A 26,949-nucleotide genomic window follows, 5' to 3' on the forward strand; every position below is an offset into this window, starting at 1 on the left:
ATGGCGGCGACAGCAGCTCCTTCACGGCCGCATCCCGGTGCCCGGCCCCGCTCGGGTCGCGCCGGGACGCGGCTGTGGCGCGCCTGCTGGGTGCTCGCCGGGGCAGTGACCCTGGGATTCCTGGCGGTCTTCTTCGCCGCCCCCGCCACCAACCTCATCGCCAAGGGGTTCGTCGACGAGGCCGGCGATCCCACCTGGTCGGTGATGGCGTCGACCTTCGCCGCCCCGCGCACCTGGCGCATCATCCGCTTCACCCTCGGCCAGGCCGCCCTGGGCACCGCCCTGTGCCTGCTGCTCGGCGTCCCCGGAGCCCACCTGCTCTACCGGGTGCGCTGGCCCGGGCGCACCCTCGCCCGCGGACTGGTGTCGGTGCCCTTCGTGCTGCCGACGGTGGTGGTCGGCGTCGCCTTCCGCACCCTGCTGGCCGACACCGGCCGGCTGGGATTCCTCGGCCTGGACGGCTCCTGGCAGGCGATCACCGCGGCCCTGGTGTTCTTCAACTACTCGGTGGTGGTGCGCACCGTCGGATCCACGTGGTCGCAGCTGGACCCGCGACGCGGCGAGGCGGCCTCCGCCCTGGGTGCCTCGCCGGCCCGGGTGTTCCGCACCGTGACCCTGCCGGCGCTGGGCCCGGCCATCGCCTCGGCGGCCTCGGTGGTGTTCCTGTTCTGCGCCTCGGCCTTCGGCGTGGTGCTGGTGATGGGAGGGACGAAGTACTCCACCCTGGAGACCGAGATCTACCTGCAGACCGTCGAGTTCCTCGACCTTCCGGCCGCCTCCTCCCTGGCGATCGTCCAGCTGCTGGTGGTGGCCCTGTGCCTGTACCTGTCGGGGCGCGCCCAGCATCGGATGCAGCGCAGCCTCGGCGGCGCGACGCCGAGACTGCTGCGATTCCGCCCCCGCCGCGACCTGGGGCCCGCCGTCCTCACCGTCCTGGTGGCGCTGCTGCTCCTGCTGACGCCGATCCTCACTCTCCTGGAACGGTCCCTGCACGTCGGCGAGGACTGGTCGCTGGGCAACTACCGGGCGCTGGGCGGCGTGGGCGACTCGGGCCTGATCGTCAGCGTCTGGCAGGCGCTCGGCAACTCCCTGACGACCGCCCTCCAGGCCACCGTGCTCGCGGTGGGCCTGGGGGCGATCGTGGCGCTGCTGCTGTCGCGGCGCCCGGCGTCGCGCTGGGGCCGTGCCGGTCTCTCGACCACCGACGGGCTGTTCATGCTCCCGCTGGGGGTCTCGGCGGTGACCGTGGGCTTCGGATTCCTCATCACCCTGGACCGTCCGCCCCTGGACCTGCGCAGCTCCCCGATCCTGGTGCCGATCGCCCAGGCGATGGTGGCGATCCCCCTGGTGGTGCGGGTGCTGCTGCCGTCGGTGCGCGGCATCGACCCACGCCAGCAGGAGGCCGCCGCCGCCCTGGGGGCCTCGCCGTGGCGGGTGCTGGGCACCATCGACCTGCCGGTGCTGGGCCGCGGCCTGGGGCTGGCGGTCGGTTTCGCCCTGTCCACCTCGCTGGGGGAGTTCGGGGCGACGTCGTTCCTGTCACGGCCCGACCACATGACCCTGCCGGTGGCCATCGGCCGGCTGATATCCCAGCCCGGCGCGCAGAACTACGGCATGGCCATGGCGGCCTCGGTGCTGCTGGCCGTGATGACAGTGGTGATCATGAGTATCGCCGAGACGATGAGACCCGCAGAGGTGACCCCGTGGTGAACCAGTCCCCGGAAGAATCCCCGGCCGTGCCGTCGCAGGGCCTGTCTGTGCAGGACCTGACGGTGACCTACGAGGGCGCTGCGACGCCGGCCGTCGACCACGTGTCCCTCGACATCGCCCCCGGGCGGATCGTGGCCCTGCTGGGGGCGTCGGGTTCCGGGAAGTCCTCGCTGCTGAGGGCGGTCGCAGGGCTGGTGAGGCCATCGGCCGGGGTCGTGAGATGGAACGGCGAGGACGTCGGCGCGGTGCCCGTGCACCGCCGCGGCTTCGGCCTCATGTTCCAGGACGGGCAGCTGTTCCCGCATCGCAGCGTCGCCGGCAACATCGGCTACGCGCTCAACCGTCTGCCGCGGGCCCGCCGCCGCGCCCGGGTGGCCGAGCTGCTGGAACTGGTCGGCCTGGAGGGGTACGGGGACCGGGCCGTCTCCGAGATCTCCGGGGGCCAGGCGCAGCGGGTGGCGCTGGCCCGATCCCTGGCGGCCGAACCCCGGCTGCTGCTGCTCGACGAGCCGCTGTCGAGCCTGGACAAGGCGCTGCGCTCCCGGCTGGCCTCCGACATCCGCGCCATGGTCACCGCCACCGGGACGACGACGGTGCACGTCACCCACGACCAGGACGAGGCCTTCGCGGTCGCCGACCAGGTCGGCGTCATGGAGAGCGGGCGGCTGGTGCAGCTCGACAGCCCCGATCAGCTGTGGCATCACCCGGCCGACACCGGCGTCGTGGAGCTGCTGGGCCAGGGGCCGGTGGTGGGGGCACCGCAGCTGGAGGCCTGGTTCGGCGACGCCGTGTCGGGCATCGACGCGCCGGCCGGGGTGGCGCTGGCCGGGGCATTGATGGCCGAGGGGCCGGCGAACGGGTCGGAGGGTCTGGAGGTCGAGGTGGTGGCCTCGCGCTTCGCCCGGGGGAGCAGGGAGCTGGAGGTGAGGCTGCCCGACGGGCGGACCGCCGAGGCCGGCTCCGAGGACGAGTACCGGCCGGGGGAGCGGATCCGCGTCACCGTGAGCCCGGGCGCCCTGATCCACGTCGGAGGGTCGGCGGCCCGTCACGGGCAGTAGCTGTCGCTGATCGGCGGCTGCGGAGCTCTTGTGCCCCATGTCCAGCGGCCGCGGCGCCGGCGTCGTACCGTCGGACCATGAGCGATGCGACGGACAGGACGGCACTGGAGCCCGGCTTCCCCACCAGCGGGCCCGCGGTGCAGGTGGCGGTGGACGACTTCCCCGTGGCGTGGCGCGAGGTCATCGAGACGGCCCCCGACGTGTCGGGCTCTCCGGTCCTCGGCGCACCGGTGCGCTACGACCACGACGGCACCACGTGCGAGGGGTACCTGGCCTGGAAGCCCGCCTACGTCTCGGCCGATCATCCGCGCCCGGCCGTGATGCTCGTCCACGACTGGTTCGGGGCCGGGACGAACATCCAGGCGCGGGCGGTGATGGCCGCCCGACTCGGATACGTGGCCTTCGCCCCCGACGTGTACGGGGCGGGAAGACGCCCCGCCACCGCCGATGAGGCCGCGGACGCCGCGCAGCCCTTCTACGAGGATCTCGGCCTGTTCCGCGGCCGCCTCCAGGCCGGTCTGGAGTGGCTCGCCGCCCAGCCCGAGGTCGACGCCAGCAGGATCGCCGCCGTCGGCTACTGCTTCGGCGGGACCGGTGTCATGGAGCTGGCCCGCACCGGCGCCGAGCTGCGCGGGGTGGCCCCGATCCATGGGCGACTGCTGCCCCATGAGCCGTCGGACGCCGACCGGATCCGGGCCAGGGTGCTGATCCTCGCCGGCGGCGACGACGCGGTGTGCCCCGACCAGGACGTTCTGGCCGTCGTCAACGAGCTGCGCGAGGCCGGGGCGGACTGGGAGCTGAACATGTACGGTGGGGCCCCGCACGCCTACACCAGCGCCGGGCAGGACTCTTTCCGCGCGGAGGCCGACCGTCGCACCTGGCTGAGCCTCACCGACTTCCTGCACGACGTCCTCTGAGCTATCCGGGTCGGCTGCCCGATCTCCCGACAGTCGGCCTTTTCGGCCCGGTAGCGACGAAGTGCCCGGCTGTCGGGGGAATCGGTCGTTGCCCTTCGCTCAGATCTGGCCGCGTTCCAGCAACTCGGCGAGCCGGTCCAGGAACTCGCGCTGCGAGGGAACCATGAGGGGCCGCGCCCGTGCGGGAGAGAGCCAGGCTGTGCGATCGATCTCGGGGAAGGCCTGATACTTTCCGCTGCGCGGTGGCCACTGCATGTGAAACGTGTTCGACCTAGGCCGGCCGGGCTCGGGAAGATCCCAACCGTCAAGCACCTGACGCGCCCAGACCGTGATCAGCTTGCCGCTGCGGCTGCGGACCGTCCCGAGCGGCACGTCGCGGCGCACCCGACCCTCGGCGTCGGTCGCGGACGAGGGCAGGATCCCGAGTTCCTCCTCGGTCTCGCGCATCGCGGCGTCGTGGGCGTGCTCGTTCTCAGGGTCGAACAGCCCCTTGGTGATGCCCCACGCACCGTTCTGCTTGCGCTGCCAGTACGGCCCACCCATGTGGGCCACCAACACCTCGACGCCGTCGCCGGCCCGGCGCCACAGCAGCAGCCCCGCCGATTCCACCATGACCGCCTCCTCATTGATGACGGGAAGCGTAGGCGTTGCCTCTGACAGTCCTTCGTCGGGCGGATCTCCCGATAGATCGGCGCAGTTGCTCGTGTCTGGGCAGATACGGGTGTTGTTGCCCGGCGTCAGCATGTCCTTGGAGCTGGGGAGGTCTGACATGCTCCAGACGGGCAGTAGACTGCCGACTACGCCACGAGAGGGTCGATCTGAACGTTTTTTGTTCGTATGGATGTTCTGATGACATTATCGGAGCATGAGACTGATTCGGTTCGCTGCCGAGAATCACAAGGGCCTCCGTGACCGAGCCGAGCTGGATCTCACCGAGCCGGGCCTCACTACGCTTCGTCCCAAAGACGGGAAGACTTGGGACGACTCGCTGCATCGCGTGATCGGCATCTTCGGAGCCAATGCCTCTGGCAAGTCCACAGTGCTGGACGCGCTGCAGTACATGGTGTCAGCGGTCAGGAACTCGGCCACCGCATGGCAGGCGGAACGTCGGATGGTGCGAAGTCCTTTCGCGCTTGACGAGAAGCATCGAGCAGCTCCCAGCAGCTACGAGCTGGAATTCATCCTCGAGGACGTTCGCTACGAGTACGGGTTCCGGGTCGGTGCCGCCGGTATCGAGGAGGAGTGGCTGCGCTACGTCCCGCGTGCTCGATGGACGAACCTGTTCACGCGGAATCACGGCAGGCCGGGGTTCTTCTGGGGGAGCGAAGTCAAGGCTCTTGGCGAGGTCACAGGTCGCGAGCTCGTCCTGAGCCGTGCCGTCCTCACCGGACATGCCCGGCTCTCCGGTGTAGGCCGTGCCATTGCGGAGGATGTCGGCTTTGCGCCGCTCGGTGATGTTCATCGGGGCAGTCGCGTTTCCGTCATCATGGACATGCTCGCCAAAGGAGCCATGACATATGACTCCGTCACAACCCTGCTCAAGGTCGCTGATATCGGGATCAACTCGGTCAGCATCAAGGAGACGGAGCTTCCGCAAAGGGAGCAGGAACTTATGAAGAGGATCAATGAGCTCCTGCGAGGCGATTCATCGAGACGTAAGGGCAGATCAGTTGGCGAGGCGGAGAAAGTTGATGAGGACACAGCCGCCACGATCATGAGGAGCCTCGAGTTCTCCCACTGTGACGGTGCCGGCCGCCCACTGAGACTCTACGAGGAGAGCGCCGGCACGATCTCGTGGCTCGCCCTTGCGGTCCCCGCTATCGAGGCGCTTCGCACGGGAACCGTGCTGTGTGTCGACGAGATCGACGCGAGCCTGCACTCCCAGCTCGTCGACATCCTGGTCGGTATGTTTGAGGATCGGGAACTGAACACCAAGGGTGCTCAGATGCTCTTCACGAGCCACGACACTTACCTTCTCTCCAACCTCACCGAGCATCCTCTGGAGCCGGATCAGGTGTGGTTCACGGAGAAGAATGTGGAGGGCGCCACCGAACTGTTCAGTCTCGATGACTTCCCACGTCATCGTGATGCGAACATCGCCCGTCGCTACCTTGCGGGCCGGTATGGCGCAGTGCCGCGGACAGCCCCGAGCCTGCTCCATCGAGTGTTCGAGGAATCGGTTTCCGGTAGGACGGAGCACTGAGGTGGCGTCACGGGGCAGGAGTGGGGTGCGACGCCCGAAGTGGCACCGTCGTCGGTGTCGGTACAGATTCGGGACGCGTCCTGCACGAGGCTGAGAAAATCCCGTGTGGCCACGGAACCCTACGACTGGATCTGCTGCGTTGTGGACGTGGACCAGCACCCAGATCTGGACGAAATGCTCCGAGATTCACGAAAGCGTGGTATTCATGTCGTCGTCACGAACCTCAAGTTCGAGCAGTGGCTGCTGTGGCATGTCAATGACAGGACGCGGGCTCACACCTCAAATGACCTTGATCGATTGATGAAGAGCGAGGGTCTCATGAAAGGCAAGAAGGCCGGGTAGCCCCTCACAGCCTCAGCAACTCCCCGTCGCGGTGGATCAGCCCGTCGTCCAGCAGGGAGCCCAGGCACTTCTCCGCCTGATGGCGCTTCGGCCAGGCGTCCAGTGCCACCTCCACCTCGACGCCGGCCATCGAATTGCGCACCAGGTCCAGGATCACCCCGCGGCACTGCCGGTCGGTGCCCTTCCACGCCTGGCCGCGGCGCACCGGAGCCCCCTCGGTCGGTTTCTCGGCCGCCAGCCATCGGCAGTGGCCGGAGATCGGGCACTGCTCGCACAAGGGGCTGCGGGCCACGCACACCAGCGCGCCCAGCTCCATCGAGGACACCGCCCAGCGGGCCGCATCGGCGTCCGAGGCCGGCAGCCACCGCGCCGCCAGCTCCCGGTCGGCACGTGTGGTCGCCGAACCGCAGTTCGCCACCCCGGTCTCCACCCGCGCCAGTACCCGTCGGACGTTGGTGTCCAGCACCGCGGCACGGTGCCCGAAAGCGAAGGACACCACCGCCGCGGCGGTGTAGTCGCCGATCCCGGGCAGCTCGATGAGTTCGGCGTAGGTCGAGGGCACGACGCCGTCGAACCGCTCGGCGATCGCCACCGCGCAGGCATGCAGCCGCAGCGCCCGACGCGGATAACCTAGACGCCCCCAGGCCGCCACCGCTGCGCCGGGCTCCTCCTCGGCCAGGTCATCAGGGGTGGGCCAGCGCTCCATCCACGCCGTCCACGGCCCCACGACGCGTGACATGGGGGTCTGCTGGCTCATCACCTCGCTGACCAGCACCCCCCACGGCGTCGTCCCGGCCCGCCGCCAGGGCAGGTCGCGGCCGTGCTCGCCGTACCAGGCCGAGCAGGCCGCGATCACGTCTCGCCGTTCCTGCGCCGTGAATGGGCCGGGTGAGGCCGATTCGGTGGTCGCGTCGCTCACTCGGCGCCCGCTCAGCCCAGCGCCCTGGCGGCGGCCTCGCACGCCCCCGGAAGGGCGTCGGAGAACACCTCGAAGGCCTCCTCGTCATGGGCGTCGGAGAGGAACCAGGCCTCGAAGCAGCTCGGCGGCAGGTTCACCCCGGCGTCCAGCATCGCGTGGAAGAACGCCGTGTAGGCCTCGGCGCTCTGCGCCTGGGCCTGCTCGTAGTCGGCGACCCCGTCGCGTGCGGGCGCCTCGCCCATGAAGACGCTGAACAGGTTGGAGGCATTGTTGATGACGAACGGCACCCCGGCGGCCTCCAGAGCCTCGGCCAGCGCTCCGCGCCACGCCTCGGAGCGCTCGTCGAGGCGCTCGTAGACGTCGTCGTCGGCCAGCTGCAGGGTGGTCAGACCGGCGATGGTCGCCAGCGGATTACCGGAAAGGGTGCCCGCCTGGTAGACGGGCCCGGTCGGCGACAGCAGATCCATCACCTCGGCGCGCCCGCCCAGCGCCGCCAGCGGCATCCCGCCGCCCACCACCTTGCCGAAGGTGAACAGGTCGGGCCGGTAGCTCTCCTGACGGTCCTGCTGGAACCCCCAGAAGCCCGACGGCCCGCAGCGGAACCCGGTGAGCACCTCGTCGACGATCATCAGGGCGCCGTGCTCGGCGGTGATCCTCCGGATCGCCGCATTGAACCCGGGACGCGGGGGGACGACGCCCATGTTGGCGGCAGAGGCCTCCACGATCACCCCGGCGATCTCGTCGCCGCGGGCCTGGAAGGCGGCCCGCAGGGCGGCCTCGTCGTTGTAGGGCAGCACCAGGGTCGACGCCGTGACCCCTGCCGGCACGCCGGCCGATCCGGGCAGCCCGGCCGTGGCCACCCCCGACCCGGCGGCGGCCAGCAGACCGTCGGAGTGGCCGTGGTAGTTGCCGGCGAACTTGATGATGAGATCGCGTCCGGTGGCCCCGCGGGCCAGCCGGATCGCCGTCATGGTGGCCTCGGTGCCGGTGGAGACGAAGCGCACCCGCTCGGCCGGCGGCACCCGGCGTCGCACCTCCTCGGCGAGCTCGGTCTCGGTGGCCGTCGGCGCCCCGAAGGACAGGCCCCGGGCAGCCGCGCTCTGCACTGCCGAGACCACCTCGGGGCGGGAATGGCCCAGCAGCGCCGGACCCCAGGTGCACACCAGGTCCAGGTATCGGGTGCCCTCGGCGTCCCACAGCCACGGCCCGGAGGCCCTCTCGATGAAGCGGGGCACCCCGCCCACATTGCCGTAGGCGCGCACGGGGGAATCCACCCCGCCGGGGATGACGGACCTCGCCTCGTCGAACAGTTCGGAGTTGGTGCTCACAACGATTCCTTTCAGCCGGATGGTCTGATACTGGCGGGGTGACGGGAGGCGACTCAGCGCAGCCAGCCCGCGGCCTCCACGGCCCAGTAGCTGAGGATGACGTCGGCGCCGGCGCGGGCGATCGAGGTCAGCGACTCGGTGATGCAGCGCCGGCGGTCGATCCAGCCGTTGGCGGCGGCGGCCTCCAGCATGGCGTACTCGCCGGAGACCTGGTAGGCGGCCACCGGCACCTGGGAGATCTCGGCGACGTCGGAGAGGACGTCCAGGTAGTGGGAGGCGGGTTTGACCATCACCAGGTCAGCCCCTTCCGCCAGGTCCAGCAGGGTCTCGCGCAGCCCCTCGCGGCGGTTCGCCGGATCCTGCTGGTAGGCCTTGCGGTCGCCCTTCAACGACGAGTTCACCGCGCCGCGGAAAGGCCCGAAGAAGGCCGAGGCGTACTTGGCCGAGTAGGCCAGGATCGACACGTCGGCGAACCCCTCGGAGTCCAGGGCGTCGCGGATCACCGCGATCTGGCCGTCCATCATCCCCGACGGGGACACCATGTGCGCCCCGGCGCGGGCCTGGGAGACCGCCATCTCGGCGTACAGCGGCAGGGTGGCGTCGTTGTCGACCGTGCCGTCGGGCCTCAGCGCCCCGCAGTGGCCGTGGTCGGTGAACTCGTCGAGGCAGGTGTCGGCGCAGATCACCAGGTCGTCGCCGACGGCCTCGCGCACCGCCGCGATGCCCCGGTTGAGGATGCCATCGGGATTCCAGGCCTGTGACCCGATCTCGTCCTTGCGGGTGGGGACGCCGAACAGGTCGATGCCGCCGATACCGGCCTCGACACACTGCTCGGCGAGCCTCTTGATGGACTCGGTGGTGTGCTGGAACTGGCCCGGCAGGGTGGAGATCTCGCGGGCCTCGTCGATCCCCTCGGCGACGAAGGCGGGCAGCATCAGCTGGGCGGGGGCCACCCGGGTCTCGGCGACCATCCGGCGCATCGCCGGGGTGGTGCGCAGACGGCGCGGCCGGTCGATCGGGGTCAGGGCTGGGTTGAGCGTGCGGGCGGGGAACGACGTCATGAGATGACACTTTCTACAGCGGTGAGGATGGCCTCGGGTGTGGGCGCGGCGGCGACGGCCGCGGCCGGATGCCCGAGCTCGGACAGGGTCTGGGCGGTGGGCTGGCCCATCGCCACTGGATGCTGGCGGGCGGTCCACGACAGCCCTGCGGCGGCCACCAGCTGGTCGAGGGCGCGGGCCACCGACGAGGAGGTGACGACCACGGCGCCGAAGGCCGGCCAGGCCTGGGCGATCACCTCGGGAAGGGCGTCCAGCGGTTCGGTGGTGTACAGGCGGATGCGGGTCACCTCGCAGCCTGCCGCCCGCAGCCCGTCGGGCACGGTGGGTGCGGCGAGCGCGGAGACCGGCAGCAGGACGCGGGCGCCGGCGTCGGTCCAGGCGTCCACCAGCCCGGCCCCTGACTGGTCGGGTGGTACCAGGGCGACGTCGACCCCGGCGTCGGCCAGGGCGCGTGCGGTGGCGCGGCCCACGGCGGCGACCTTCAGCATCAGCCCGGTCAGCAGCCCGGCCTCCTGGAGTATCCGAACGGCGGTGTGGCTGGTGATCACGAGCCAGTCGAAGTCCTCGGCGTCAAGACGGGCGCGGACGTCATCCAGGGCGCCGGCGGTCTCGACGGTGCGGGTGACCGCCTGGTGGATGACGCCGAATCCGGCGTGCTTGAGGGTCGTGCCGATCCTGTCGTGGGCCCCGGCCCGGGGCACCAGGACGGGCGGGCGGATGATGCCGGCGGCGTCGGGGGTGACGGACGAACTCACTGTTTCTCCTCGGACGGGGCGGCGGACGCCTGGTCAGCATCTCGGGTGACCGACGGCGCCCCCTTGGAGGCGTGCAGGTCGGCGACCTCGGCGGCGCCTTGGGCCAGCAGGTCCTCGGCCACCGCGACGCCGAGCTGGTGGGCGGCTCCGGACAGATCGGCCATCTCGTCGGTCTTCGTGGGGAGGGGCGCGGGCAGTTCGAGGGCGGCCGCGGAGCGTACGGTGCGTGCCCCGTCGACCGCGGCGACCACGGCCTGCAGCGACAGCTTCCCGTCGGCCGCCTCGCAGAAGGCCCCGACCGGGGCGGCGCAGCCGGCCTCCAGGCGGGCCAGCACGGCTCGCTCGGCGGTGGCCGAAAGCCGGGTCGGCAGGTCGTCGATGGCGGCCAGTCCCTTGGCCAGGGCTCCGAAGCGCGAGTCCTGGGTGCGGCACTCCACGGCCAGGGCGCCCTGGGCGGGGGCGGGCAGCATCACGTCGAAGCCGAGCTCCTCGGTGATCACCGCTCCCCGGCCCAGGCGACGCAGCCCGGAGGCGGCGACGATGACGGCGTCGAGATCCTCCTTGCCGCCCAGACCCTTGACCCGCCCCACCCGGGTGTCGACATTGCCCCGGATGTCGACGATCCGGAGGTCGGGCCGGGCGGCGAGCAGTTGCGCGGCCCTGCGGGGAGAACCGGTGCCCACCCGGGACCCCTCCGGCAGTTCGGCGAGCGCGAGGCCGTCGCGGGCCACCAGGGCGTCGCGCGGGTTCTCGCGGGCCGGGACGGCGGCCACCTTCAGCCCGAGGGGCTGGGCGGTGGGCAGGTCCTTGAAGGAGTGGACGGCCAGATCGCAGGACCCCGCCAGCAGGTCGGCGCGGATCGCCGAGGCGAACACCCCGGTGCCGCCCATCTGGGACAGCGGGGTGGTGTTGACATCGCCGTGGGTGGTGACGTGCACCAGTTCGACGTCCAGGCCGTGCTGGGACAGGGCGTCGGCCACCATCCCCGACTGGGTGGTGGCCAGGGCGGACGCCCTGGTCCCGAGCCTGACGAGGGCCGATGATCCGCTCCCGAGTGTGACGGGTGCGCCCTTCTGCGTGGCGGCGGACTTCTTCCCGGGACGACGACTCATATGGCCCATCCTTCCACGCGTCCCGGGTGAGTGATCGTCGGATCAGGCGAGGCGACGGGCGGTGTCCCGGGCGTGCGGCACCAGTGCGGCGATCCCCGAACCCGACGCCCAGGCGCCGGTCAGCCCGATACCGGGAACGGCGGAGAGCTGCTCGTGGAGACCCTGCACCCAGGCCCGGGCCGCGGGAGTGGTGGGGGCCAGGGCGCCGGACCAGTGGATGATCTGGTGGTCCACCAGACGATCGGCGGCCAGCTCGACCCCGAGCAGCGTGGAGGCATCGGCCATCGCCTGCCCCACCGACAGCTCCACCTCCGCCTCGCCGGAGCGGCCGTAGGAGACCCGCAGCAGGTGCAGACCCTCAGAACGGGCCCGGCAGTCGGCGGTCAACGACGGCCACTTGGCCGACAGGTGGGTCAGCGCCTTGGCACTCACCTGTTGCGATCCGCGCGCCACCAGCATTCCGTTGCCGCGAGGTCCGGCGTCCAGCTCCGGTGCGCGCACGGCCAGGTTGACGTGGGCGATCGGGGCGCCGGGCACCAGTTCGGGGCCGGAGACGTCCACGACGCCGCCCAGCAGCCTGCGCGCCGGCCCGGCCGAGCAGGCGATCACCACGCGCGCGGCCGCCAGATCGACCGGTTCGCCGCAGGGCACCGGGGGCAGGGAGGGGTTCTCGTTGCGCACAGTGGCGGCCGCCCGAACCACCCAGCCCTCGCCGTCACGCTCCAGGGCCCGGGCCCCGGTGCGGGTCAGCACCTGACCGTCCGCGGCGCTGATCTGTTCGTGGAGCACCTGCGGCATCCGGAACATGCCGCCGGCCACCGAGGCCACCGGCGGCTTCGGGGCCCCGTCGCCCTTCACCAGGGCGACCCCGCCGGCCAGGCTGCCGGCCCGGCGCACGGCGTCCAGCAGGCCGGGGGAGACCACCTCGGTGGCCAGCAGATGCGGATCGGCGGCGTGGATGCCACCGGCGATCGGGGCCACCAGACGCTCCAGCACGGTCGTCCCCATCCGCTGCTCGACCAGGGAGCCCAGATCCGGTGGGAGCTCGTCGGGCAGCGGGGCACCGTCCAGCCGGGCGGCCTTCTCGGCCTCCCCGGCGCCCAGGGCGGCGACGACGTCGCTGTCGGACAGGTCGGCCGGGATACCGAGGATCGCCCTCGAGGGCATCGCGAACGGGCCGTCGTCGAACCACACCCAGCTGGGCGCGGGACGCGGGAACTCGACATCCAGCCCGAGCTCGGCGGCCAGCTCGGCGGTCTCGGGGCGACGCACCGCCCACCCCTCGGCACCGATGTCATAGGCCACCCCGGCGATCTTCGAGGCGGCCACCAGACCTCCGGTGTAGCCGCGGGACTCCAGGAGCACCGGCGTCAACCCCTCACGGGTGAACTGCCAGGCGGCCACCAGGCCCGCCATCCCGCCGCCGATGACGACCGCGTCAACTCTTCTCATCCGACCCCTCTTGTCCGGCCAACGACCCGAGGCCGGGCGCACCCTGCTCAGACGTCCCGTTCACGGATTCCCGACAGGGGAGCCGTGCTCACAGGGAGTGGATGTACTCGACCAACCTCGTCAGGGTATCCGGGTCGGCGTCGGCGGGCACCCCGTGCCCCAGGTTCACCACATGGCCCGGTGCCCGGCGTCCGGCCTCCACCACCGAGACGGCCTCGGCGGCCAGCGCGTCCCATCCTGCGAACAGCAGGGCCGGGTTGATATTGCCCTGCAGCGGCATCTCCAGGTGTCCGACCAGAAGCGAGGCCAGGGCGTGGTCCAGAGACACCCGGTGATCGACCCCCAGCACCGGGTGGGAGGAGGCCTCTGCCGCCACCCGTGCCAGATCCTCCAGCAGGTGGGAGGAGTTCACCGCGAAGTGCACCACCGGGATCTGCCGGTCGACCCCCGCCAGGGCCCGGATCGAGTGCGGCGCCACATGAGCCCGGTAGTCGGCGGCCGACAGAGAGCCCGCCCAGGAGTCGAAGAGTTGGACTGCGCGGGCGCCCCCGGCCAGCTGGGCGGTGAGGAAGTCGGCGTCCAGATCGGCCACCCAGTCCATCAACTTCGCCCAGGCCAGCGGTTCGGCGTGCATCATCGCGCGGGCCGCCAGGTGGTCGCGGGAAGGACCGCCCTGCACCAGGTAGGCGGCGATCGTGAAGGGGGCGCCGGCGAAGCCGATCAGCGGGGTGTCCCTGCCCGGTTCCGAGTGGCTCAGTTCGGAGACCGCCAGCCGGGCGGCCTTGGCGATCACCGAGGCGTCCCCGGGACCCCGCGAGACCAGGGCGTCGACGTCGGCGGCAGTACGGATCGGCTCGTCGAGGACCGGCCCGACCCCGGGCTCGATGCGCACCCCGACCCCGGCCAGCGCCAGCGGAACCATGATGTCGGAGTAGAGCACCGCGGCGTCCACGCCGTGGCGGCGCACGGGCTGGCAGGTGATCTCGGCGGCCAGCTCCGGATTCAGGCAGGACTCGAGCATCGCGGTGCCCTCGCGTGCGGCCCTGTACTCCGGTAGCGAACGCCCCGCCTGGCGCATGAACCACACCGGCGGATGCTCGGTGCGGTGGCCGGTCATGGCCTGCAGGACGGCCGGCAGGGAGGGGGCGGCGGCGTCGCGGATCTGGGTTGTGTCGGTCTCAGTCATCGCTCTCGATTGTGCCCCGGGCGGCAATCGGGGCCCGGGAGTCCCCCCGGCCGTCGCGTCAGATGGCCGGCGCCGGGCGCGCACAGGCGTTCAACACCGAGCCGGGAGGGGGCGTCCGTGGTTCAATGGTCAGCCGTGGGTCTGTTCATAGTCTCCGTTGATCACGCCGAGCACGGCCTCGGCGCCGTCGCTGCCGCCGCCGAGCAGGTGAAGGGCCTCGGTCTGTCGCTGACCGATGCCCCCGAGGTGCGCGGCGCCATGGTGCTGTCGACGTGCAACCGGGTGCTCGTGCTGGCCGAACTGGCCGGCGGCCTCGAGGATCCCGAGTCCCTGCTGCGCGGGCTGCTGCGCCGCCATGGCGCGATCGCCCTGGCCGAATCGACCAGCGTCCTCTCCGATGACGACGCCGTCTGGCGGGTCTTCCGGATCGCCAGCGGACTGGAGTCGATGGTCACCGGGGAGCGCGAGATCGCCGGCCAGCTGAAGCGGGCGCTGGCCGATGCGCGCCGCGACAACACCGCCAGCTACCTGGTGGCACACCTCGTCGAGGAGGCGCTGCGCACCTCCAGGAAGGTCGAGGTCGGGACCGGGCTGTCCGCCCAGGGGCGCACCGTCGTGGCGATCGGCCTGGATCTGGTCGCCCGGCGGGTCGAGCTGGCCGGGGCCAGGGTGCTGGTGATGGGCACCGGCTCCTATGCCGGGGCGAGCTGCGCCCAGCTGCGCTCCCGCGGCGTCGCCGAGATCCTGGTGCATTCGGCCTCCGGACGTGCCGACGGCTTCGCCCGCCGCCATGAGGTGTCCGCGGTGGCCCAGGAGGACCTCCCCGGCGTCCTCGCCGGTGTCGACCTGGTCGTCACCTGCCGCGGCAACGGCACCCCCGCACTCACCAGCGAGCTGGCCCGGACCGCCCTGCGCGAGCGCGCCCGGAATCTTCAGGTCGGACCCCTCGTGGCCCTGGACCTGGCGGTCTCCGGCGACGTCGAGGAACCGTCCCCGGCCGGCCTGTGCGTCATCGGCCTGGAGAACATCCGTGACGCCGTGCCCGACAGCGCCGCCGCCGAACAGGGCCGCGCCGAGCAGATCGTCGCCGACGGGGTCCGCGAGCTGGCCGTCGATCTGGAGCGGCGTCGCCTCTCGCCCGCCGTGGTGGCCCTGCGCGACGTCCTCTCCGATCTCGTCGCGACCGAACTGGATCGTCTGCCCGCCGAGGGCGAGATCCCCGTGGGCAAGGCCGCCCAGGCGCTGCGACGGCTGGCCGCCTCGATGGCTCACATCCCCGCCGCCCGCGCCCGGATCGCCTCGGAGCAGGGCCTGGGGGACCGCTGGCTCAACTCGCTGACCGACGTGCTGGGCATCGACGTCGAGGTCGACGCCCCCTTCCTCGATCTGGCCGCGGTGGAGGCCACCGCGGAGGCCGCCTGCCCGGTCACCGGACTGAGGATCGACGATCTGGCCCCCGACTCCTCCACGAACCTCGTCGGGCAGGGCGTCGAGGAATCCCCGAAACACCTGAAACCCAAGGATCTGACCACGGTCATGAAGGAGAGCCGATGAGCGAGCACACCCCGGCCCGAGGACTCAACGAGCCGCTCGATCCCTACGACGCGGTCCTCATCGCCTCATTCGGGGGGCCCCGCGGCCCCGAGGAGGTGCGCCCCTTCCTGCGTCGCGTCTCCGGCGGGCGGATCCCCGAGTCCAGGCTCGACGCGGTCGCCGAGCATTACAACGCCTTCGGGGGAGTCAGCCCCATCAACGACGCCAATGACGCCCTCCTGGAGGCGCTGCGGATCAACCTGCGCGCCCACGGCTCCGACGTCCCGGTGGTGCTCGGCAACCGCAACGGCTCGCCCTACCTGGCCGACGTCGTCGAATCCCTCTACGGGGACGGGGCCCGACGGGTGCTGATGCTGCCCACCTCGGCTTTCGACTCATTCTCCGGCTGCCGGCAGTACCGCCGCGACGCCGACGCCGTGCTCGCCGAACTGGGCCACACCGACATGGTCATCGACAAGGTGGCGCCGTTCTGGGCGATCGGCGGATACACCGCCGCCAACGCCGAGGCCGTCATGGAGGCCTTCGGGCGCATCCCGCCCACCCCGCTGGAGGCCACCCGGGTGGTCTTCGTCACCCACTCGATCCCGCTGCCGATGCTGGAGGCCTCCGGATCCGGGGAGCCCGGCACCGACTACGTCGCCCAGCATCAGCAGCTGTGCTCCCGGACCGCCGAGACCGTGCGCGCCCGCTTCGGCGGCATGCCGCGCTGGGACCTCGTGTACTGCTCCCGCTCGGGCCGGCCCACCGACCCCTGGCTGGAACCCGACGTCAACGACCACCTGCGGGCGCTGTCCTCCCAGGGGGTGAAGTCGGTGGTGCTGGCCCCGGTGGGGTTCATCAGCGACCACATGGAGGTGGTCAACGACCTCGACCACGAGGCCGCCGAGACCGCCTCCGAGCTGGGGCTGTCGATGGCCAGGGCCGCCACCGCCGGCACCCGTCCGGCCTTCGTCGACAGCCTCGGCGAGCTGCTCGCCGGCCAGGCCGCCGCAGTGCGCCAGGCCGGCGGACGGCTGCCCGAGGCCTGGGCGTGCGGCTGTGAGCGCGGCGGAATGGTGCGCGGCGGGCGCAGCCTCGCAGACCAGGGTGGCCTGCCACCGGTCTACCGGGCCGAGCATGACGACCCCGCGCCGGCGTCCTCGCCCGACGCCGGCGCGGCAGGGTCCGCCCAGTCCTCGACCACAGGAGAATCCGCCATGCCCACCGACAGCCCCGTGCCCACCGACAGCCCCGTGACGACCGGCAACACAGCGCCCACCGACAGTCCCCTGTCCGCTGCCGACGCCGGTTCCACCATCACCCGTACCTCGGCCGATAGCGGCTCCTACAGCGTCCCCACCGATGCCCGGGATCACGCCGTCGCACCCGACGAGGTGAACCGGGCCAGCCTGTGGGCGATGTACTCGGTGTTCAAGGTGAGAGACCATTTGCCCGCCGGTGATGCCGAGCTGGCCGAACTGGTGTCCGGCGCGATCGACCGACCGGCCGGCGCGGGAGCACAGACCCGCGGCTGGTACGACCTGTCCGGGCTGCGCGCCGACGCCGACCTGCTCATCTGGTGGACGGCTGAGGACGCCTCGACCCTGCAGGAGACCTACCACCGCTTCGTGAGCTCCGGGCTGGGACGTCACCTCGCCCCGGTCTGGTCGAATCTCGCGGTACACCGCCCCGCGGAGTTCAACAAGTCCCACCTGCCGTCCTGCTTCGCCGGCGTCGCGCCGCGGCACTGGGCCTGCTTCTACCCCTTCGTGCGCACCAAGGACTGGTACCTGCTGGACGCCGGCGACCGGTCCCGGATGCTGCGCGAGCACGGCATGTCCGGTGCCGCCAGCCCCGACATCAAGGCCTCCACTCTGGCCGCCTTCGCGCTGGGCGACTACGAGTGGATCCTGGCCCTGGAGGCCGACGACCCGGCCCGCCTGGTCGACGTCATGAAGGATCTGCGGTACGTCGAGGCCCGCCGGCATGTGGACGTCGACACGCCGTTCTTCACCGGTGAGCGGGTGGATCCCGACACGTGGGCGCGCAGGCAGCTTCGCGGCTGATTGTGCGGCAGGATGGCACCCATGCGAGGTCTTCAGCATCCGGTCGGCCCTGAATCCCCCCAGACCTACTGGATCCGGCGAGGGGCGCTGCTGGGCGTGCTGGTGCTGATCATCGTGCTGCTGGTGTGGCTGCTGTCGACCCTGCTCGGCAACAACACCAGTGAGACCTCCGGGGCGCCCGCCACACCCAGCGACGAGGCCTCCTCGGTGTCGGTCAATCCGTCCTGGACCGACACCGCGTGGGGCACGCCGAAACCCACGCCCACCCCCTCGGCGTCCTCGCCCGATCCGTCGTCCTCCTCGGCATCCGGGTCGCCCTCGAGCAGCACCACTGCGAGCCCCTCGGCGAGCACTACCCCGGCCACGGCCGCCTGCTCCGCCGGCGGTGCCGCCGTCGGGCTCAGCGCGGGATCCTCCTCGGTGAAGATCGGCTCGGCGGTCGCATTCACCGTGTCGTTGACGAACAGCACGAAGACCGACTGCACCTGGGACTTCGCGAAGCTCCCGGTGGGAGTCACCGTCACCTCGGGCTCAGACCGGATCTGGTCCAGCGACGACTGCGCCGCATGGAAGCCCCGTGGGAAGACCACGGTGCCCGCCGGGAAGAGCTACTCCTACAAGATGACCTGGCCGGGCCAGCGCTCCACCGAGAACTCGTGCAAGGCATCGACCGAGCAGCTGGGCGCCGGCTACTACGTCGCCAACGCCGAGATCCAGGGCGGCGCGACCAAGAAGTTCGTGATGCAACTTCATCAGTAGTTCTTTTCAGCGCAGGTTTCCGGCCTGCTCCTCGCCCTCGAATATCCGCTCCAGGGCCGCACGGATGCTCTTGGCCCGCTGCGCCCCGACCCCCTGGACGTCTCCCAGATCGCTGATTCCGGTCGCGTAGAGGGACTGCAGGGTGCCGAACCGGTCGACGATGGCCTGCACGGTGCGTGGCGGAAGGTCTGCGATGGTCGACAGCTGACGGTATCCGCGGGCGTGCAGCACCATCGACAACGGGTGGCGTGCCGGGTCCAGGCCGATCGCGGCCGCCACCCGGGTCGGCCTCCCCAGATCGTCCCAGCCCAGCGCCGACAGGGGCGCCAGGGTGAACTCGCCGGGGGAGACGTCGTCCGGCCGGTAGTCCTCGACGAGCAGACGCGACAGCTCCTCGACGCCGTCGATCAGTTCATCGCGCTGAAGCTGGATGAGGCGCCCCTCGACCCCCAGGGCCGAGACGTAGGCGCGGACCTCCGAGTCGAGGCGCCGGGCCATCTCGATGCGCTGGGCGACCGCCGCCACATCTGCCACCGTGGTCACGTCGTGGACCTCCACCATGGTGAGGGCAGAGGTCTGATCCACCAGCCGCGAGCGGTAACTGCCCAGCGTGTCCAGGGCCTGATTGGCGCGGGTGAGGAGCTTCTCCGGCTCCTCGATGCGGTAGCGGCGTCCCCTCAGGAAGACCGACAGGGTGTTCATCGACGCCGAGGCCACCACAGCCGGGATGCCGGTCTGCTGGGAGACCCTGTCGGCGCTGCGGTGACGGGTACCGGTCTCCTCGCTGCGCAGTTGGCGATCCGGGACGAAATGAACCCCGGCAGCCATGATCCGCTCGTGGTCGCTGGAGAGGATCAGCCCGCCGTCCATCTTCGACAGTTCGCGCAGCGCCTGCGGGGTCAGCCGCACGTCGATCGCGAAACCGCCCGTGGAGACCCTGCGTACCTCGGGGGAGTCGCCGAGCACGATGAGCGCGCCGGTGCGACCGTGCAGAATGCGCTCCAGACCGTCTCGAATGGGGGTGCCGGGGGCGAGCAGAGCCATCAGATGGCGTACCTGCTCAGGCTCGGACCCGTACTCGGGGGCGTCGTCGGTCATACCCCGACTGTAGTGGCCCGCTGCGACCCGGCCCCATCGGCACCGGCCCTGGCGGCGCCGTCGCGGCGGCGTCTGCCCAGATTGAGCACGCCGAGGGCCTCGGCGAGGGTGGACACCTCCACCACGTGGAGGCCGTGCATCGAAGGGACCCTCGTGTGGGCCTCCCGGGAGTTGCGGGGCACCACCGCCAGGTCGAAGCCCAGCCGGGCCGCCTCGCCGACCCGGCGCTCCAGGCCGGGTACCCGGCGCAGATCCCCGGCCAGCCCCACCTCGCCCAGGGCGATCACCCGGGTGGGGAAGTTGCGGTCGGCCGAGGCCGAGGCGATCGCCACCGCGATGGCCAGATCCGCCGAGGGGTCGATGATCCTCGACCCGCCGACCGTGGAGACGTAGACGTCGCGGGCGCTGAGCGGCAGACCGGCTTTGCGCTCCAGAACCGCCAGGATCATCGCCACCCGGCCGCCCTCGACGCCATGATTGGTGCGGCGCGGATACTTCTCGGTGGCCGAGGGGGCCACCAGCGCCTGGACCTCCGACAGCAGCGGGCGTCGGCCCTCCATGGTGACGGTGACGCAGGTGCCCGGCTGCGGATCGGCGTTGTCGGAGGTGAACAGCCCCGAAGGGTCGGGCACCTCGATGATGCCGGCGTCGGTCATCTCGAAACATCCCACCTCGTCGGCCGGGCCGTAGCGATTCTTGGTGGCACGCACCATCCGGAATCCGGAGTGCCGGTCGCCCTCGAAGGCGAGCACGACGTCGACCAGATGCTCCATGGTGCGGGGGCCCGCGATCGAACCCTCCTTGGTGACATGGCCGACGATGACCACCGCCATCCCGCGCTGCTTGGCGACCCGCACCAGGGCGGCGGTGACCTCCCTCACCTGGGACACACCGCCCGGCGAGCCGTCGGTCTGGGTGGTGCCGATGGTCTGCACGGAGTCCAGCACCATGAGGCTGGGATCGGTCTGCTCGATGTGGCCCAGCACCGTCCCCAGATCTGTCTCGGCGGCCAGATACAGCTCGTCGGCCAGGGCATTGGTCCGCCCTGCGCGAAGCCTCACCTGGGCCGCGGACTCCTCACCGGTGACGTACAGGGTCCGGCGCCCGGCCTGCGCCCACTTCGCCGCGACGTCGAGCAGCAGGGTGGACTTGCCGACCCCCGGCTCGCCGGCCAGCAGCACCACGACGCCGGGCACCAGCCCGCCGCCGAGCACCCTGTCGAGCTCGCCGATCCCGGTCAGATGGCGGTCGGCGGCCTGCTCGGAGACCGAACCGATGGGCACCGCGCGCGAGACGGGGACGCTGGTGGCGACATCGGTGAGCTTCGGGGCGCCCTTCTCCACCACCGAGCCCCAGGTCTGGCACTCTCCGCAGCGCCCCACCCATTTCGCGGTCGTCCAACCGCACTCGGTGCACACCCAGGTCGTGGTCGCTTTCTTCGCCATGGCCCCAACTCTGCCAGTCGCATCCGACAGTTCTGTCGGCGGAAGGGCCACCCGCAGATGCTCGCGCGGGGATGAGGCGAGGAGCCGCTCGTCGAAGCCACGGCGGGCGTGGGGGCGGTCGTCCGCCCCTCCTCAGATTCTGACCAGCCCCTTGGCGGGGGTCTCCAGGATCGTGGCGTTGATCCCGGGGTGTCCGTTCGGGCTGGTGAACTCGAAGTTGATGCCCTCCAACTGGTCGGGCAGCGTCTCACCGAGCCAGTCCTCGACCCGGTCCCGGGATCCGGAGATCTCAATGGTGTCGAGACGGATCTGGCCGTCCAGGGCGCTGGGCTGGACGTCTGCCGGCGACTCCCAGTGGATGAAGTACGGCAGCTGCGGATCGGCGATCAGGCCCCTGATGCCGATCTGGTGCCACTCCAGCAGACGGCCGTCGGGGAAGTGCCTGGAACCGGGCACGGACTTGCGCTCGAGCCTCGTCTCATAGGGGGCCAGATCGGGCACGGCCACCGACCAGCCCATCCAGCCGCCGCCCATCTCGGAACGGGCTCTGACCGCCTGGCCGTAGACAGCCTTGTCGGCAGCCGGGTGGTCGAGTACCTCGACCACCTCGATGTAACGGGGGCCGACCAGGGGAAGAATCCGGTTACGGGTTCCGAACCGGGGGTGGAATCCTCCGTCCTTGAGGGAGACTCCGAGCCTCTCGCCCAGACGGGCGGCCTCGACCTTGAGTCCGTCCGGGCCGGCAACAAAGGTGAGATGGTCGACATGCATGGGGCCATTCTCCACTGACGGGCCTCCTCAAGGAAAACCGGGGGTGCTGCGGGTAGGTTTGTACTGTGTCATTTCAGGACCCAGGACCACAGAAGCAGGTCGGCGCACACCCGCGCGTGACGCTGTCCACAAGCTCGATGTACCCCGAGTCGACGGCGAGCACCTTCGAGTGCGCCTCGGAACTCGGCTACGACGGCGTCGAGCTCATGGTCGGTATCGACCAGGTGTCCGCGGACCTCGACCAGGTGGATGCGCTCTCCCAGTACCACGAGATCGCCGTGACCTCCGTGCATGCGCCATGCCTCCTCGTCACCCCGAACGTGTGGGGCACCGACCCGTGGGGGAAGCTCGACCGGAGCGGCCAGGCGGCCCGCCGGTTCGGAGCCCGGGTGATCGTCGTCCATCCGCCGTTCCGCTGGCAGCGTGATTATTCCTCGGGCTTCGAGGCGGGAATCGCCCGGCTCAACGCCGACGAGCGGAACCGGGCGGCCGACGTCCTCTACACCGTGGAGAACATGTATCCGTGGCGCACCCCGGCCGGGAGATTCCTCGCCTACGCCCCCGACTGGGATCCCACCCTGCGCTCCTACGACCATCTCACCCTGGACCTGTCCCACGCCTCGACCGGGCGGATGGACTCGATCGACTACGTCCGGGTCTGGGGCAGGAGACTGGCCCACATCCACCTCACCGACGGCTCGGGAACCTTCAAGGACGAGCACCTGCTGCCCGGGGAGGGCGACCAGCGATCCTTCGAGGTCGTGCGGGAGGCCGTGGCGCACGGCTTCAACGGGGACGTCGTCCTGGAGGTCAACTCCCGGCGGTTCGGCAGCAGATCCGATCGCCAGGACGCCCTGGGCCGCTGCCTGGAGCAGACTCGCGATGCGGTGGCCGAGGGGATGGCCTCGCGGACCGGCGCACGGGCGATGTCGGGGAGCAAGTGAATGCTCGCACGGGAGTATCGATGAGACGGTCGCGGATCCGCGAGGCGGTGATGGCTCTCACCACCAACGGCAGGGTCGCCGAAACGATGACCCGGGCCGAGCCGATCCGCCTCATCGCGGATGACTACGTCGCGGGGGAGACCCTGACCGACGCCGTCTCCACCGCCCTGGACCGCGTCGACAAGGGTCTTGAGGTGTCGCTGCACACCCTTGACGTCGAGGTGGCGGATCCGCGGACCGCCGCGGCGGCGACCGAGCGTCTCATCGGAACCGTCGAGGAGCTGGGCTCGTGGCCCGAACTCGAGGGCCATGCCGAGGTGTCGATCAGTCTCACCTCACTCGGCCTTCAGCTGCCCGGCGGCGGGGCCCGGACGGCCCTGGAGAATGCCGAGGCGGTGTGTCGCGCCGCCCGTAACAACGGCGTCCTGGTGACCGTCGACGATGAGGGGCCCGAGGTCCACGCGGAGGTCTACGGGATCGTGACCTCGCTGCTCGCCGATTTCCCCGACACGGGGGTGGTGGTGCAGGCGGCCCGTCACGACTCGCTCGACCAGATCCGGGAGCTGGCCGCTCCCGGTCGGCGGATCCGGCTCTGCAAGGGTGCCTACTCGGGGTCCCATCGGGAGATGGTGGTGCGGCCCCACGACGTCGACCTTCGCATGGCGTCCTGCCTGCGGGCCCTGCTGCGCAGCCCGTCCACCGCGATGATCGCCACCCATGACCCGGTTTTCGTGGCGATCGGCGAGCGGCTGATAGCCGATCTGGGCCGTAGTCGTGCCGACACGGAGTTTCAGATGCTCCAGGGCATCCGGCCGTTGGAGCAGCGCAGGCTCGCCGATATCGGCCTGAGAACCCGGGTATATCTTCCGTGGGGCCATGAGTGGTACCGCTACTGCACCCGGCAGCTGGTCAACCGGCCCGCGAACCTCTGGTTGTTCTCCCGATCACTGGTGGTGCACCGATGACCGATGATCCGCGCAGGCCCATGTCCGAGGGCGGCTACTGGACGGACTGGCGAGGCTCAGGCGGGGCGCGACGCAGCGCCGACGAGCCCACCGAGGATCCCGTCGATGACCATGAGAGCTGGGCCGAGGCGTCGCGGGTCACCGATTCGCAGGAGCAGCGCTACGTCTCTCCCGGACGCTACGACCCGGACCGGTGGGAGTCCGGGCCCTCCCGCTGGCACTCCGCCGATCCGCGCCAGGACGCGGCGACCCCGCTCGCGGCATTCGAGGATTCCGCGGAGGAGGACCCGCACGGCGCATTCCGGCCGGACGGCGACCGTTCCGTCGGTGATGACCGGCGCGACGGGGCCGGGCCCGGAGCATCGGTGCTGACGGCTGCGGTGCCCTCGTCGGTGTTGGCGGCTGCGATGACGGCGACGGCGGTGCCCGCAGCGGAGAGGCCATCGCGCGAGTCGCAGAAGAATCCGGGCCGGGCGATGGCGCGCGCCCGCAGAGTGCTGCTGGTCGAGACGATCCTGGTGCTCGCGCTGAGCCTGGGGCAGTCGGCCTGGTACTCGGTACTGAGGATGGTCGAGAGGCTCACCCGCGGTACCCCGCTGTCGGGTCAGACGTCGAGCCTCAACACCTCGGTGACTCCCGACCGGCCCTGGCTGGATCTCACCTACCAGCTCTCCGACATCGCATTCGGCGTGGTGCCTGCCCTGTTGGCGCTGCTTCTGATGTCGCGCGTCTCCCCGCCCCGCGGAGGGGTGCGCAGGCGTCTCGGCCTGGTCTCGCCCGGCTGGGGGCACGACGTCGGCGCCGGCCTGGTGATCGCGACCTTCATCGGCGTTCCGGGCCTCGGACTCTACGTGGTGAGCAAGGAGCTGGGGTACAACACGACAGTCCAGGCGGCCGGACTGCACGGCGCCTGGTGGGTGGTGCCCGTGCTCATCCTCTCCGCGGTGATGAACGCCTTTCTGGAGGAGACGGTCATGGTGGGCTATCTGGTGACCAGATGGCGCCAGATCGGCTGGAACACGGCCGTCGTCGTGATTCTCAGCGCCCTCATCCGCGGCACCTATCACCTCTATCAGGGCTGGGGAGGGTTCCTCGGCAACATCGTGATGGGGGCGGTCCTGGGGCTGATCTACGTCAGAAGGGGACGTCTGCTGCCGCTGATCGTGGCCCACGCCGTGATCGACGTCGTCGCCTTCATCGGCTACACCTTCCTGGTGGGCCGCATTTCCTGGCTCTCCTGACCGGGGGTACGACGGGCCCCGAGGCGCTCACCGAATAGAATCGGCTTCATGCGAGTCGGAGTCTTCGGTGCAACCGGACAGGTCGGTGGGGTCATGCGGACCCTGCTGGAGGAACGTCAATTCCCTGCTGACGAGGTGAGGTTCTTCTCCTCATCCCGGTCGGCCGGCAGGAAGCTGCCGTGGAGGGGCACCGAGGTCACGGTGGAGGACACCGCCACCGCGGACTTCTCCGGCCTCGACATCGCGCTGTTCTCGGCCGGCGGCGGCACCTCGCGCGAGTACGCCCCGAAGGTGGCCGCGGCCGGCGCGGTGGTCGTCGACAACTCCTCGGCCTGGCGCAAGGATCCCGACGTCCCGCTGGTGGTCTCCGAGGTGAATCCCGGCGATGTCGCCGTCCGCCCGAAAGGGATCATCGCCAACCCCAACTGCACCACCATGGCCGCGATGCCCGTGCTGAAACCCCTCCATGACGCGGCCGGCCTCACCCGCCTGGTGGTGGCCACCTACCAGGCGGTCTCGGGATCGGGGCTGGCGGGGGTGCGGACCCTGGCCGACCAGTCGCGGACCATCGCCGATCCGGCGGCCCTGGCCCTGGCCGGAGCCATCGACCCGGGCACCGACCTGGGACCCTACGTCGCTCCGATCGCTTTCAACGCCGTGCCGGTGGCCGGCAATTTCGTCGACGACGGCTCCGGGGAGACCGACGAGGAGCAGAAGCTGCGCCACGAGTCGCGCAAGATCCTCCACGTCCCCGATCTCCTGGTGGCCGGCACCTGCGTCCGGATCCCGGTGTTCTCGGGGCATGGTCTGGTGGTGCACGCCGAGTTCGCTTCGGAGATCACACCGCAGGTCGCCACCGAGCTGCTGTCGGAGGCCCCGGGGGTCGTCGTCACCGACCTGCCGACCCCCCGTCATGCCGCGGGTACCGACCCCTCCCTGGTGGGGCGGATCCGAGTCGACCAGTCGGCCCCGGCCGGGCACGGCCTGGTCTTCTTCTGCACCGCCGACAACCTGCGGAAGGGGGCCGCGCTCAATGCCATCCAGATCGCCGAGCTGGTCGCCGCGGAGGGCGGCACCGCCCGGCGGGGCTTCCGACCGGAATCGCTCGACGAGGAGGCACTGCGATGAGCAGGATCGCCGTTCTGGGCTGCGGCACGATGGCCGGAGCGATCGTCTCCGGGCTGCTGGGCTCCGGCTTCCCGGCCGATGACGTCGTGGCCACGGCCCGCTCCGCCGCTCACCGCGAGCAGGTCGCATCGGATTATGGCGTGGCCACCGTCGAGGACAACCGCGCCGCCGCCGCGAGCGCCGACGTCGTGATCATCGGAGTCAAGCCCTACGCGGCCGCCGAGGTGCTTGCCGAGGTCGCCGACGTGCTGAGGCCCGGAGCCATCGTGGTGTCGATCGCTGCCGGCGTGACGATCAGCACACTCCGGGAGGCGCTGGGAGGCAGGGACCTTCCGGTGATCCGGGTCATGCCGAACACTCCGGTCAAGGTGGGCAGGGGCACCTTCATCCTCTCTCCCGGCCCGGGCGCCGTCGCCGCAGCCGGAACGGTGAGGGTCCTGCTGGAGCCGCTGGGGACGGTCGTCGAGGTCCCCGAGAAACTTCACGACGCCGCCACCGCCGTCTCCGGCTCGGGCCCGGCCTACATCTTCCTGGTGGCCGAGGCGATGATCGACGCCGGCGTGGCGATGGGCATCCCCCGTCCCCAGGCCACCGAGCTCACGGTCGCGACCATCGCGGGCTCGGCCGAACTGATGGCTGCCAGCGGTGAGCATCCGGCGGTGCTGCGCGCCGCGGTGACCTCCCCGGGGGCACCACGGCAGCCGCGGTGGACCAGTTGGAGAGTCACGGCGTGCGGACGGCCTTCGCCCGGGCTCTGGAGGCCTGCCGCGACAAGGCGGCGGGCGTGGGCTGAGCGTCCGGGCCGTCCGGGTGTCTGCGGGTCGAGGTTTGGCTCGGGGGAGTGGCCCCGAGTAGGATGGGCGATTGTCTGCGTGCGAGTCGCGTCGAGCGGGGCCTGGCGGCCCAGGTCCTCTACGGGGAGCGATGGGCAGGCAACGATCACGTGTCGGGTCCTT

General features: G+C 70.9%; 23 protein-coding genes and 1 pseudogene. 13 read left to right on the forward strand and 11 right to left on the reverse strand.

Annotated features, from left to right (window positions below):
* The 3 genes from JS278_RS03445 to JS278_RS03455 all read left to right on the forward strand — a co-directional run bounded on the left by JS278_RS03445 (position 1) and on the right by JS278_RS03455 (position 3,685).
* Positions 1-1,710: an ABC transporter permease gene (locus tag JS278_RS03445; protein WP_114043978.1), complete on the forward strand. Its 1,710-nt coding sequence runs from the start codon at positions 1-3 to the stop codon at positions 1,708-1,710.
* Positions 1,704-2,768 (forward strand): ABC transporter ATP-binding protein, encoded by a 1,065-nt coding sequence (locus JS278_RS03450; RefSeq protein WP_245935185.1) that lies wholly within the window; start codon positions 1,704-1,706, stop codon positions 2,766-2,768. The genes JS278_RS03445 and JS278_RS03450 overlap by 7 nt, the downstream gene beginning before the upstream one ends.
* Before the next feature lie 77 nt (positions 2,769-2,845).
* Positions 2,846-3,685: a dienelactone hydrolase family protein gene (locus tag JS278_RS03455; RefSeq protein WP_114043979.1), complete on the forward strand. Its 840-nt coding sequence runs from the start codon at positions 2,846-2,848 to the stop codon at positions 3,683-3,685.
* 99 nt (positions 3,686-3,784) lie between these two features.
* Here JS278_RS03455 and JS278_RS03460 read toward each other — a convergent pair whose 3' ends face one another.
* Complete coding sequence (locus tag JS278_RS03460; protein WP_114043980.1) at positions 3,785-4,297, reverse strand: NUDIX hydrolase; 513 nt, start codon at positions 4,295-4,297, stop codon at positions 3,785-3,787.
* Between the two features lie 253 nt (positions 4,298-4,550).
* On the opposite strand from JS278_RS03460, the gene JS278_RS03465 reads away from it, so the two are divergent.
* Together JS278_RS03465 and JS278_RS16740 are read left to right on the forward strand one after the other, a co-directional pair.
* A complete protein-coding gene (locus tag JS278_RS03465; protein WP_114043981.1) occupies positions 4,551-5,888 on the forward strand; it encodes an AAA family ATPase in 1,338 nt (445 codons plus the stop codon).
* A gap of 147 nt (positions 5,889-6,035) precedes the next feature.
* Complete coding sequence (locus JS278_RS16740; protein ID WP_425451490.1) at positions 6,036-6,230, forward strand: RloB domain-containing protein; 195 nt, start codon at positions 6,036-6,038, stop codon at positions 6,228-6,230.
* 4 nt (positions 6,231-6,234) lie between these two features.
* On the opposite strand, the gene JS278_RS03475 is transcribed toward JS278_RS16740, so the two are convergent.
* The 7 genes from JS278_RS03475 to hemE all read right to left on the reverse strand — a co-directional run bounded on the left by JS278_RS03475 (position 6,235) and on the right by hemE (position 14,043).
* On the reverse strand, positions 6,235-7,005 hold the full coding sequence (locus JS278_RS03475) for an HhH-GPD family protein (RefSeq protein ID WP_425451491.1): 771 nt from the start codon (positions 7,003-7,005) through the stop codon (positions 6,235-6,237).
* Positions 7,006-7,160: 155 nt separating this feature from the next.
* Positions 7,161-8,477 (reverse strand): glutamate-1-semialdehyde 2,1-aminomutase, encoded by a 1,317-nt coding sequence (gene hemL, locus JS278_RS03480; RefSeq protein ID WP_114043984.1) that lies wholly within the window; start codon positions 8,475-8,477, stop codon positions 7,161-7,163.
* A 53-nt stretch (positions 8,478-8,530) separates the two neighbouring features.
* The gene (gene hemB, locus JS278_RS03485; RefSeq protein WP_245935262.1) at positions 8,531-9,457 is read right to left on the reverse strand and encodes a porphobilinogen synthase; all 927 of its coding nucleotides are present in this window, start codon (positions 9,455-9,457) and stop codon (positions 8,531-8,533) included.
* Between the two features lie 77 nt (positions 9,458-9,534).
* Positions 9,535-10,293, reverse strand: a complete 759-nt coding sequence (locus JS278_RS03490) for a uroporphyrinogen-III synthase (protein WP_114043986.1) — start codon at positions 10,291-10,293, stop codon at positions 9,535-9,537.
* On the reverse strand, positions 10,290-11,276 hold the full coding sequence (gene hemC, locus JS278_RS03495) for a hydroxymethylbilane synthase (RefSeq protein ID WP_245935263.1): 987 nt from the start codon (positions 11,274-11,276) through the stop codon (positions 10,290-10,292). Before hemC ends, JS278_RS03490 begins: the two co-directional genes overlap by 4 nt.
* A gap of 171 nt (positions 11,277-11,447) precedes the next feature.
* Complete coding sequence (locus JS278_RS03500) at positions 11,448-12,857, reverse strand: protoporphyrinogen/coproporphyrinogen oxidase (protein WP_114043988.1); 1,410 nt, start codon at positions 12,855-12,857, stop codon at positions 11,448-11,450.
* Positions 12,858-12,945: 88 nt separating this feature from the next.
* Positions 12,946-14,043: a uroporphyrinogen decarboxylase gene (gene hemE, locus JS278_RS03505; RefSeq protein ID WP_114043989.1), complete on the reverse strand. Its 1,098-nt coding sequence runs from the start codon at positions 14,041-14,043 to the stop codon at positions 12,946-12,948.
* Positions 14,044-14,178: 135 nt separating this feature from the next.
* Here hemE and JS278_RS03510 point away from each other — a divergent pair, with 135 nt between their 5' ends.
* The 3 genes from JS278_RS03510 to JS278_RS16325 are packed head-to-tail and all read left to right on the forward strand — an operon-like array spanning position 14,179 to position 18,401.
* On the forward strand, positions 14,179-15,597 hold the full coding sequence (locus tag JS278_RS03510) for an NAD(P)-dependent oxidoreductase (RefSeq protein ID WP_114043990.1): 1,419 nt from the start codon (positions 14,179-14,181) through the stop codon (positions 15,595-15,597).
* On the forward strand, positions 15,594-17,642 hold the full coding sequence (gene hemQ, locus JS278_RS03515) for a hydrogen peroxide-dependent heme synthase (protein WP_114043991.1): 2,049 nt from the start codon (positions 15,594-15,596) through the stop codon (positions 17,640-17,642). The genes JS278_RS03510 and hemQ overlap by 4 nt, the downstream gene beginning before the upstream one ends.
* A gap of 21 nt (positions 17,643-17,663) precedes the next feature.
* On the forward strand, positions 17,664-18,401 hold the full coding sequence (locus JS278_RS16325; RefSeq protein WP_245935186.1) for a hypothetical protein: 738 nt from the start codon (positions 17,664-17,666) through the stop codon (positions 18,399-18,401).
* A 6-nt stretch (positions 18,402-18,407) separates the two neighbouring features.
* On the opposite strand, the gene disA is transcribed toward JS278_RS16325, so the two are convergent.
* From disA to JS278_RS03535, 3 genes are all read right to left on the reverse strand, one after another.
* The gene (gene disA / locus JS278_RS03525; RefSeq protein ID WP_114043992.1) at positions 18,408-19,499 is read right to left on the reverse strand and encodes a DNA integrity scanning diadenylate cyclase DisA; all 1,092 of its coding nucleotides are present in this window, start codon (positions 19,497-19,499) and stop codon (positions 18,408-18,410) included.
* Positions 19,496-20,944 carry a DNA repair protein RadA gene (gene radA / locus JS278_RS03530; RefSeq protein ID WP_114043993.1) on the reverse strand — a complete coding sequence of 483 codons (1,449 nt, stop codon included), beginning with the start codon at positions 20,942-20,944 and terminating at the stop codon, positions 19,496-19,498. Before radA ends, disA begins: the two co-directional genes overlap by 4 nt.
* Before the next feature lie 132 nt (positions 20,945-21,076).
* Positions 21,077-21,715, reverse strand: a complete 639-nt coding sequence (locus JS278_RS03535) for a VOC family protein (protein WP_114043994.1) — start codon at positions 21,713-21,715, stop codon at positions 21,077-21,079.
* A gap of 116 nt (positions 21,716-21,831) precedes the next feature.
* On the opposite strand from JS278_RS03535, the gene JS278_RS03540 reads away from it, so the two are divergent.
* The 5 genes and pseudogenes from JS278_RS03540 (at position 21,832) to proC (ending at position 26,786) form a co-directional block, all read left to right on the forward strand.
* Positions 21,832-22,659 (forward strand): sugar phosphate isomerase/epimerase family protein, encoded by an 828-nt coding sequence (locus JS278_RS03540; protein ID WP_114043995.1) that lies wholly within the window; start codon positions 21,832-21,834, stop codon positions 22,657-22,659.
* Between the two features lie 50 nt (positions 22,660-22,709).
* Positions 22,710-23,624, forward strand: a complete 915-nt coding sequence (locus JS278_RS03545; RefSeq protein WP_114046093.1) for a proline dehydrogenase family protein — start codon at positions 22,710-22,712, stop codon at positions 23,622-23,624.
* Positions 23,625-24,100: 476 nt separating this feature from the next.
* On the forward strand, positions 24,101-24,865 hold the full coding sequence (locus tag JS278_RS03550; protein WP_114046094.1) for a CPBP family intramembrane glutamic endopeptidase: 765 nt from the start codon (positions 24,101-24,103) through the stop codon (positions 24,863-24,865).
* A 39-nt stretch (positions 24,866-24,904) separates the two neighbouring features.
* The gene (locus JS278_RS03555; protein WP_114043996.1) at positions 24,905-25,993 is read left to right on the forward strand and encodes an aspartate-semialdehyde dehydrogenase; all 1,089 of its coding nucleotides are present in this window, start codon (positions 24,905-24,907) and stop codon (positions 25,991-25,993) included.
* Positions 25,990-26,786: pseudogene (gene proC / locus JS278_RS03560) on the forward strand (pyrroline-5-carboxylate reductase). The gene JS278_RS03555 and the pseudogene proC overlap by 4 nt, the downstream one beginning before the upstream one ends.
* Positions 26,787-26,949: the final 163 nt, after the last annotated feature.

The organism is Acidipropionibacterium virtanenii, assembly GCF_003325455.1.
Lineage (GTDB): Bacteria > Actinomycetota > Actinomycetes > Propionibacteriales > Propionibacteriaceae > Acidipropionibacterium > Acidipropionibacterium virtanenii.